The following is an 8,035-nucleotide window of genomic DNA, read 5'->3' on the forward strand; positions in this document are numbered from 1 at the left end:
CGACGCTCCGCGGGTCGCCGTGGTGGGCGGCGGCGTCGCCGGGCTGGCGGCGGCCACCGCGCTGGCCGAACGCGGAACGCGCGTCACCCTCTACGAGCGGGAGGACGACCTCGGTGGCCGACTGCGCGGCTGGCCGGAGTGTCTTTCCGACGGCAGCACGGTGACGATGAGTCGCGGCTTCCACGCCTTCTTCCGTCAGTACTACAACCTACGTGGACTGTTGCGGCGCGTCGACGGCTCCCTCGGGATGCTCACCCCGCTCGAGGATTACCCGCTGTGGCACGGCGAGGGGCTCCGCGACAGCTTCCGAAGCCTGCCGAGGACGCCGCCGTGGAACGCCGCGGCGTTCGTGGCCAGCAGCGCGGCCTTCGGCGTACGGGATCTGCCCCGGATGCGTCCCCGGGCCGCCTTGTCGCTACTGGACGTGCGGGTGCCGGAGGTGTACGCCCGCTTCGACGGGGTCAGCGCCGCGGCGTATCTCGACGCGATCGGCTTCCCGCCGGCGGCGCGGCACCTGGCGTTCGAGGTGTTCTCGCGCAGCTTCTTCGCCGACCCGAGGCACTTCTCGGCCGCCGAACTGCTCCTGATGTTCCACATCTACTTCCTCGGCTCCAGCGAGGGGTTGCTCTTCGACGTACCCCGGCAACCGTTCCCGCGGGCGATGTGGCAGCCGCTGGCCGCCTACCTGACCGGCCACGGCACACGCGTACGCGTCTCGACCTCGGTGGACTCCGTGTGTCCACGTCCCGGCGGCGGGCTCACCGTCACCTCGGGAGGAGCGGCCGAGGAGGTGGACGCAGCCGTGCTCGCCCTGGACACGGACGGGCTGCGAGATCTCGTGTGCCGCTCCCCCGAACTCGGCGACGCCGACTGGCGGTCCCGGGTGGGCCAACTGCGGGCCGCTCCGCCCTTCCTGGTCTCCCGGCTGTGGCTGGACCGACCGGTGGCCGCTGACCGGCCCGGCTTCCTGGGCACCAGCGGGTACGGCCGGTTGGACAACGTCAGCGTCCTGAACCGGTGGGAGGACGAGGCCGCCGACTGGGCGGCACGCACCGGCGGCTCGGTTCTCGAGCTGCACGCCTACGCCGTGTCCGGGGACGCCGACCACGCCTGCGTACAGCGGGAGTTGCTGGAGCGGCTGCACCAGGTGTATCCGGAGACCCGGCAGGCGAGGGTCGTGGACGCGCGGCACGAGTGGCGGGCGGACTGTCCGCTGTTCGAGGTGGGCGGCTTCACACGGCGCCCCGGCGTGCGGACTCCGCATCCGCGGGTGATGCTGGCCGGTGACCTGGTGCGGACCGACCTGCCGGTGGCCCTGATGGAACGGGCCGCGACCACCGGCTTCCAGGCGGCGAACGCGCTCCTCGAAGAGTGGGGCGTGCGAGGCCAGACCCTGTGGACCGTGCCGCGCACGGGCCGTTCAGCGGTGTTGCGCGCCGCCGCGGCCTGGGCGTGACGGGTGTCCCACGGGGTGTCCCCGGGGTCAGCCCGGGAACCGGCCGGTGGCACGCAGCGCGTAACGGCGCTCGGCGTAGGCGAGATCGTCACGCCACAACCGTGCGGCCGCGGCACTCATCAGGGGACGCAGCAGCGGGGCGGCGCGGCGTGCGAGCGCGAAGCCGCGCCGCTGCGAGCGGGCGACGACGGCTTCGATGACGCGGGTCTTCGGCCGTCCTCGCTCGTCCGGCCCCAGTGGCGTGGCGTGCGTCTCCACCACCGAACCCATGCCCTCGCCGTCGGTGATGCGCATGACGACGGTGCGGGGGCCCGGAGCGGTGAAGACCGCTCGTACGGGCACGACGAGACGTCTGGTCACCCTGAAGGAGACGCGGACGGTGAAGGCCGTGTCCGTGGCGTCCTCCACGGTCAGGTCGACGAAGGAATGGGGATGGAACCACGCGCCGTGCCAGGGGTCGAGCCGGTTGGCGACGACGTCCTCCGGCTCGCATGCGCCGTCCGCGACCACGACCGCGGCCACGCCCTCGTGGGCGCGGGGGCGTTCGGGGAGGAGCGGGCGAGCCCGCGGTGGCTCGCCGCCGAGGTCGTCGAGCCGCACCCAGAGGAGGAGACCGTCGTCGTACGCCGGATAGGGCTCCCAGCCGGCGAACGGTTGACCGTTCAGGGCGAGGCCGTGCCAGCGGCAGACCACCTCGCCACAGCGCACGGGGCTTTCCCTCAGCGGTGCCCCCAGATGCGGACAGGAGCCCGGACCCGCATGGAGGACGCCGTCGGCTCCACGCCAGGCAATGACCTCCGTATCACCGAGCGTGCATCCCAGGGGGGCGTCGGAACGCAGGGCCCGGCTAGAGCCCAGCACGTACCAGTTGCCGGTCGGGTGGGTCCCCGCCGTCTTCAGGGCGGCGGCGATGAGGCCGGGTTTCGCGTCCCGCCAGGTGGACCGTTGCGCCTCCCAGGGCAAGGGGTGACGTCGCCGGGAGAACGGGAGGCGCGGGCGATCGCGCGGCGTAGGCGTCACGGAGAGTCCCCCTCATGGTTCACGGAGCCGGGTTGGTGGTGTGGCGGAGGGACGGACGGGGTGCGGAACGCCGGGGGTCGGCGCAGGCGTGCCGCCGTGACACCCGCCGTGCTCCGCGCGGCCACGACGGCGCGCCGGGCTCCGGAGACTGCGACCCGCCGGTGCAGTACGGGGTATCCCGCTTCCGCCGCGACCTTCAGGATCTCGGAGTAGAGCAGGAACGCGGCCTGGACGCACGGCCGGGAGACCGGGTCCAGTATCGCGATGCCTGGTTCCGCCTCGCGGTACACGCCGTGGGTGAGGTCGGTCGCCTCCCGCAGCGCCGTACGAATGCGGGTGTCGCCGCGTCCGGTGCGGCGGCTCCACTCCAGCAGGGCCCGGTCCACGTCGTGGGCGGCCAGCAGGTCCTGCGGCAGGTAGACGCGGCCCCGATCCAGGTCCTCCCCGACATCCCGGATGAAGTTGGTCAGTTGGAAGGCGATGCCGAGCGCGGCGGCGTGCGGTCGTGCTTCCTCCGCCGGGACGACGGTGCCGAGTACGGGGACCATCTGCAGGCCGATCACGGCCGCCGAGCCGTGCATGTACCCGCAGAGTGCCGGATAGTCGGCGTAACTGGTGACCCGCAGGTCCATGCGCATGGACGCCATGAAGTCGGTGAAGTGGCTTCGCGGGATGCCGTACGCGCGAGCGGTGTGCGCCAACGCGCGAACGATCGGGTGCCGGCTGGTTCCCCAGCGCAGCCCGGACGCCAGCTCCCGCTCCCAGGTCCCCAGGGCCGCGGCCCGCTGCTCGGCGGGGACGTCCGTGTCCAGGTCGTCGACGATGTCGTCGGCCCAGCGGGCGAAGCCGTACAACGCGTGCACCGCGGGCCTGCGTTCGGGCGGGAGGAGACGGGCCGCGAGGAAGTACGTACGGCCGTGACGGGCGTTGAGCGAGCGGCACAGGGCGTAGTCCTGGCGCAGCGCGGGGTCCGTGATGCCGGCAGCGGTCAGTTCACGTGCCGTCATGGTCCTGTCCTCCCACGGGGACGCGGGTAGCGCGGTACGGCACCGCCGCGGTACGGGCGGCGGCGCCGGTGATCCGCTGAGCGGCGAGCTTTCCGGAGATCAGGACCGTGGGGACACCGACACCGGGAGTGGTGCCGCAGCCGGCGAGTACGGCGTTGTCCGAGCCCCGAACCAGGTTGCGCGGGCGGAACGGACCCGTCTGCGCGAAGGTGTGGGCCACCGAGAAGGGCGTGCCCGCGGCCATGCCCCGCGCCGTCCAGTCGGCCGGGGTGACCAGCAGCTCCTCCTCGATGGCGGCTTCGAGGCCGTACATCCCGCGGCGTTCGAGCACCTCGACCAGCTGGTCCCGGTAGCGTGGCCCCAAAGCGCGCCAGGAGCCGGCGTCCGGTCCGACGTCGGTGTTGGGGCAGGGCGCGAGGACGTAGTGCAGGTGCCGTCCGGGCGGGGCGAGGCCGGGGTCGTGGGTGGTAGGACGCGAGACGAGCAGCGAGGGATCGCTCATGAGCCGTCCGCGGCGGGTGAGTTCGTCGAAGGTGTCGTGCCAGGCGTGGCCGAAGGAGAGGGTGTGGTGCGCGAGGTCGTCCCAGGTGCGGTCGGTGCCGGCGTGCAGTACGACGGCGGAGGGCGCGTGGCGGAGCGGAACCGGCCGTAGGGGCGTCCTGCCCAAGAGGCGATAGGTGATGGGAAGATCGCAGGTGAGGACCACCGCGTCACAGGCCAAACGCTCACCCTCGGCCGTACGCAGAGCCCGGACGCGGCCACCGGGCCGCTCCAGGGCGGCGGCTTCGGTGTCCCATCGGAACACGGCCCCCGCGTCGCTGGCGGCGTCGGTCATGGCGCGGGCGACCGCGTTGATGCCGCCGGAGGGGAAGTAGACGCCGGACACGGTGTCCATGTAGGCGATCACAGCATAGGCGGCGAGTGCCCGGGCAGGCGGTACTCCGGCGTACAGGGACTGGAAGGTGAAGACCCGGCGCAGTCGGGGGTCCCGCAGGAAGCGCCCGATCCGGGTCTCGAGACGGCCGAAGCCGCCCAGGACGGCGAGCCGGGCCAGGTCCGGGTGCAGCAGGTCGAACGGGGAGTCGATGTTCGCGTCGATGAAGCGCCGCGTCTGCGCCTGGTAGAGACGCCCGAGCCACTGTCGGAGCCGGCGGTAACCGGCGGCTTCCCGGGGGCCGGAGAACCGCCGGATCTCCTCCTCCATCGCCTCCGCGTCCGTGTGCACGTCCAGGCTGGCGCCGTCCGCGAAGCAGGCACGGTAGGCGGGGTGCAACGGCGTCAGTTCCAGCCGCTCGGACAGGGAGCTCCCCACCGCGGCGAGTGCCTCGTCCAGCAGGTGCGGCATGGTCAGCACCGTGGGGCCGGTGTCGAGGTGGAACCCGCCGAGTTCGGTACGTCCGGCGCGACCTCCGGGCCCGTCGTCCCGCTCGACCACGGTCACCCGCCGCCCGGAGCCGAGGAGGTGCAGGGCCGCGGAGAGACCGGCGAGACCCGCACCGACCACGAGGACGTGGTCCGTGGGACCCGGCACCCGCCTCATGCCGACCGCGCCTTACCGGGGTTCGCCGGCGCGGTCACGTCCGACACGCGTCCGGGGCTACGACGGGTGGCCACCCGAGGGGCCGGTCGGGCCCTGGCGGCGTCGGTCATACTGTCTGTCATCAACGACGCGATCCGTTCGGTCGCCACGTCACGTGCACCGACGCGGGTGACTGCTCATCGATGGTCCTCGCACTCGCCGGAGCCTCACCTCACACCCGCCCTCGTGTGCCTCTCGGCCGGGCTGCTTCCCGGTTTCGGAAGGGTCGCCGAACACGCCGGCGAGTTCGTACGGACGTGGGAACGTGAAGGTGCGGGCATTTCGTAGACGGGGTGAGCGCACGTACTCCGCGGTCCCGACACGTGAGGAGTTCTACCGCAGAACAGACGCGTGGGGGCGCACCGCCACGGTCGATCCGGCGTGTCGATCCCCGGTCGCGGGGTGCGGCCCTGTCGAGAGCGGTAGCCGCGGCAGTCCAGAAGGGCTGGTTGTCCTCGTCCCGCCAGCCCGGTCCGGGGGTGCACGGGTGCGCCGAGGAGACGCGGCGTGGGCCGAGGACGAGACTCACCCGCCCCCGACGCCCGGTCACGCCCCCGACATCCCCGCGAAACAGGTCGGCCCGTCGTCCATGGCCAGCTTGATCCGCTGGACCACGAACTCCTCCATGGGCGGCAGGGCGTCGACGTCGAACCAGCCGACGTCGAGGGACTCCTCATCGTTGACGCGCGCCTCGCCGCCGACCGCACGACAGCGGAAGCAGACGTCCATGAACTGGCACTGGTCCCCGTTCGGGTACGTCACGGGCTTGGCGATGGCCTCCACGAGAACGATCCGCTCGGGCACGCTACGGACCGCGGTCTCCTCGTGGATCTCGCGCAGCACGGCGTCGGCGGGCTGCTCCCCCGGTTCCGGGATGCCACCGATGATCGACCAGCGGCCGTTGTCGGAGCGCCGCCCCAGGAGGACCCGACCGTCGTCGTCGAAGACGACAGCGCTGACTCCGGGCAGGTAGAGCAGTTGGTGTCCGGCGGTCTCGCGAAGGGTGCGGATGAACTCGGGCGTCGCCATGCGCCGACCTTAACGACGTGCGCCGCCCCGGTCACCTCGTGGCCGAGTCTGCCCTCGCTCCCGGAGGAGGAGCATCCGGGCGTGCGACGGTCATCCTCGTCGACGACGCGTCCCGGGACGGCACCGCCGAGGTCGAGCGGAGCTCACCGCGGCGCGGCCGTACGAACCGCCGCGGCAGTACGGACCCGCCGCGGACGGTCGACGCACCGGGCGATCCGGAACCCGCGGCACCGCGCGGTAGCGGCCCACGGTCGCGATCAGGGTGGCTAGGACCACCGCCCTGTCGGGCTCGGGGCGCCTCGCGGGTCGCGGGCATCAGGGGCCACGGCTTGGAGCGTGTCGTCCGGCAGGAGGAGCAGCCGCCCCTCGGGGTAGGCGCGCGCACCCGCGCCCAGCTCGCTCTCGACACCGCCGTGCAGCACGGTCAGCCGGCCGGTCGCCGCCACGCCGGGGTCCGGTTCGGCACCGGTACGGCGCAGCGCCTGGGCCACGACCGCGCTGGCCGAGCCCAGCAGTTCCAGCTCCGGTGCCGCGTGCGCCCGCACCGCCGCGCGGATCTGGTCGGCCACCAGCTCGTAGTGCGTACAGCCGAGGACGATCGCGCGTGCGCCCGGCGGGGTGCGCTCGGCCGCGGCGCTGATGGCGGCAGCGATGGCCGGCTCATCGGCCCGCTCGATCGCGTCGGCCAGGCCGTGGCAGGCGACCTCGGTGAGGGGGGCGCGGTCGCCGAAGTCCGCGATGAGGCGCCGTTGGTACGGGCTTCCGGTGGTGGCCGGCGTGGCCCAGATGGCGACGGGCCCGCCGGCCCGCACCGCGGGCTTCACCGCGGGCACCGTACCGATCACGGGCAACCGCGGCTCCAACTCGGCACGCAGCGCCGGCAGGGCGTACACGGAGGCGGTGTTGCAGGCGACGATCAACGCGTCCGGCCCCCGACCGGCGGCGGCGCGGGCACAGGCCAGGGCGCGCTCGGCGATGTCCTCGGCGGGCCGGGGTCCCCAGGGCATGCTGTCGGGGTCGGAGGAGAGCACGAGGTCGGTGTCCGGTAGGGCTCGCCGCATGGCGGCGGCGGCCGGCAGCAGACCGATTCCGGAGTCCACGAGGGCGATCTTCACGACCAGCAACCCTAGTCGATGACCCGCCCGGCCACCGGCCCCGACTCATCCGCCGTGCCATGATCCGGCGCGGGACGCCCGGACAGCCCCGGGCTTCCCGCGCTGGGCGAGCCCGGGGACAGCCGCGCTCACTTACGCCCCGGTGTCCACTGCAGTCCCCAGCCGTAGGCGTAGTCGACGGTGCGCTGCGGGCTGACCCCCCGCTCCGGTACCAGGTAACGCGCCTCACGTTGTACGACCAGGTCACCGCCCTGGTTGGTGAGCAGCGCGAGGGCGCAGACGGTGGAGGGCACGGTGCACTCGTCCAGCGAGAAGTCGACCGGCGCTCCGTGCTGCGGCTGGAGGGTCACGGTCGCGTTCAGTCCGGAGAAGCTGCGGGCGCCCTCGTACACGGCGACGAATATCAGCACCCGGCGCAGCTCCTGGACGTGGTCCAGGTTGACGGTGAGGTTCTCCCCGGTGTCCACGGCGCCCGTACGGTCGTCCCCGTCCAGGTGGATGTACGGCGGTTGCTGCAGCGCGCCGAAGGAGTTGCCAAGTGCCTGCACGATGCCCTTGCGACCGTCACTGAGTTCGTAGAGCGCGCACAGGTCCAGGTCCAGGTCCGAGTGGTTGGCCATCATCCGGTTGAGTTTCCGGCCCCAGCCGGAGAACTGCTTGTGCACCTGCCAGTTCAGGTTCACCCGTAGCGAGCCGGAGGTGCCGCCCTGCTTGGTGAGCGAGACGGAGGGCGCTTCCTTCGTCAGTGTGACCTTGCTGAGCTGTACGGGGGCGCCCGGCGGCGGACCCTGCGGCGCCGCGGGAGCCGGAGCCGCGGGGGCGGGCGCGG

The 8,035-nt window shown here is 72.8% G+C and carries 7 protein-coding genes; 1 reads left to right on the forward strand and 6 read right to left on the reverse strand.

Annotation, left to right across the window (positions count from 1 at the left end):
* Positions 1 to 1,456 (forward strand): FAD-dependent oxidoreductase (locus AN216_RS20060; protein WP_244502548.1); only part of this gene is annotated, 1,456 nt, incomplete at its 5' end.
* 27 nt (positions 1,457 to 1,483) lie between these two features.
* On the opposite strand, the gene AN216_RS20065 is transcribed toward AN216_RS20060, so the two are convergent.
* The 6 genes from AN216_RS20065 to AN216_RS20095 form a co-directional block, all read right to left on the reverse strand.
* On the reverse strand, positions 1,484 to 2,476 hold the full coding sequence (locus AN216_RS20065; RefSeq protein WP_070198108.1) for a Rieske (2Fe-2S) protein: 993 nt from the start codon (positions 2,474 to 2,476) through the stop codon (positions 1,484 to 1,486).
* The gene (locus tag AN216_RS20070; RefSeq protein ID WP_070198109.1) at positions 2,473 to 3,483 is read right to left on the reverse strand and encodes a phytoene/squalene synthase family protein; all 1,011 of its coding nucleotides are present in this window, start codon (positions 3,481 to 3,483) and stop codon (positions 2,473 to 2,475) included. The genes AN216_RS20065 and AN216_RS20070 overlap by 4 nt, the downstream gene beginning before the upstream one ends.
* A complete protein-coding gene (locus AN216_RS20075) occupies positions 3,470 to 5,023 on the reverse strand; it encodes a phytoene desaturase (protein ID WP_070198110.1) in 1,554 nt (517 codons plus the stop codon). The genes AN216_RS20070 and AN216_RS20075 overlap by 14 nt, the downstream gene beginning before the upstream one ends.
* Before the next feature lie 585 nt (positions 5,024 to 5,608).
* Complete coding sequence (locus AN216_RS20085) at positions 5,609 to 6,091, reverse strand: NUDIX hydrolase (protein ID WP_070198112.1); 483 nt, start codon at positions 6,089 to 6,091, stop codon at positions 5,609 to 5,611.
* A gap of 266 nt (positions 6,092 to 6,357) precedes the next feature.
* Complete coding sequence (locus tag AN216_RS20090) at positions 6,358 to 7,206, reverse strand: glutamate racemase (RefSeq protein WP_070198114.1); 849 nt, start codon at positions 7,204 to 7,206, stop codon at positions 6,358 to 6,360.
* A gap of 128 nt (positions 7,207 to 7,334) precedes the next feature.
* The coding region (locus AN216_RS20095) for a TerD family protein (RefSeq protein WP_420855777.1) at positions 7,335 to 8,035 on the reverse strand (701 nt) is incomplete at its 5' end.

The sequence above is a fragment of the Streptomyces oceani genome (assembly GCF_001751245.1).
In the GTDB taxonomy this organism is placed as follows: Bacteria; Actinomycetota; Actinomycetes; order Streptomycetales; family Streptomycetaceae; genus Streptomyces; species Streptomyces oceani.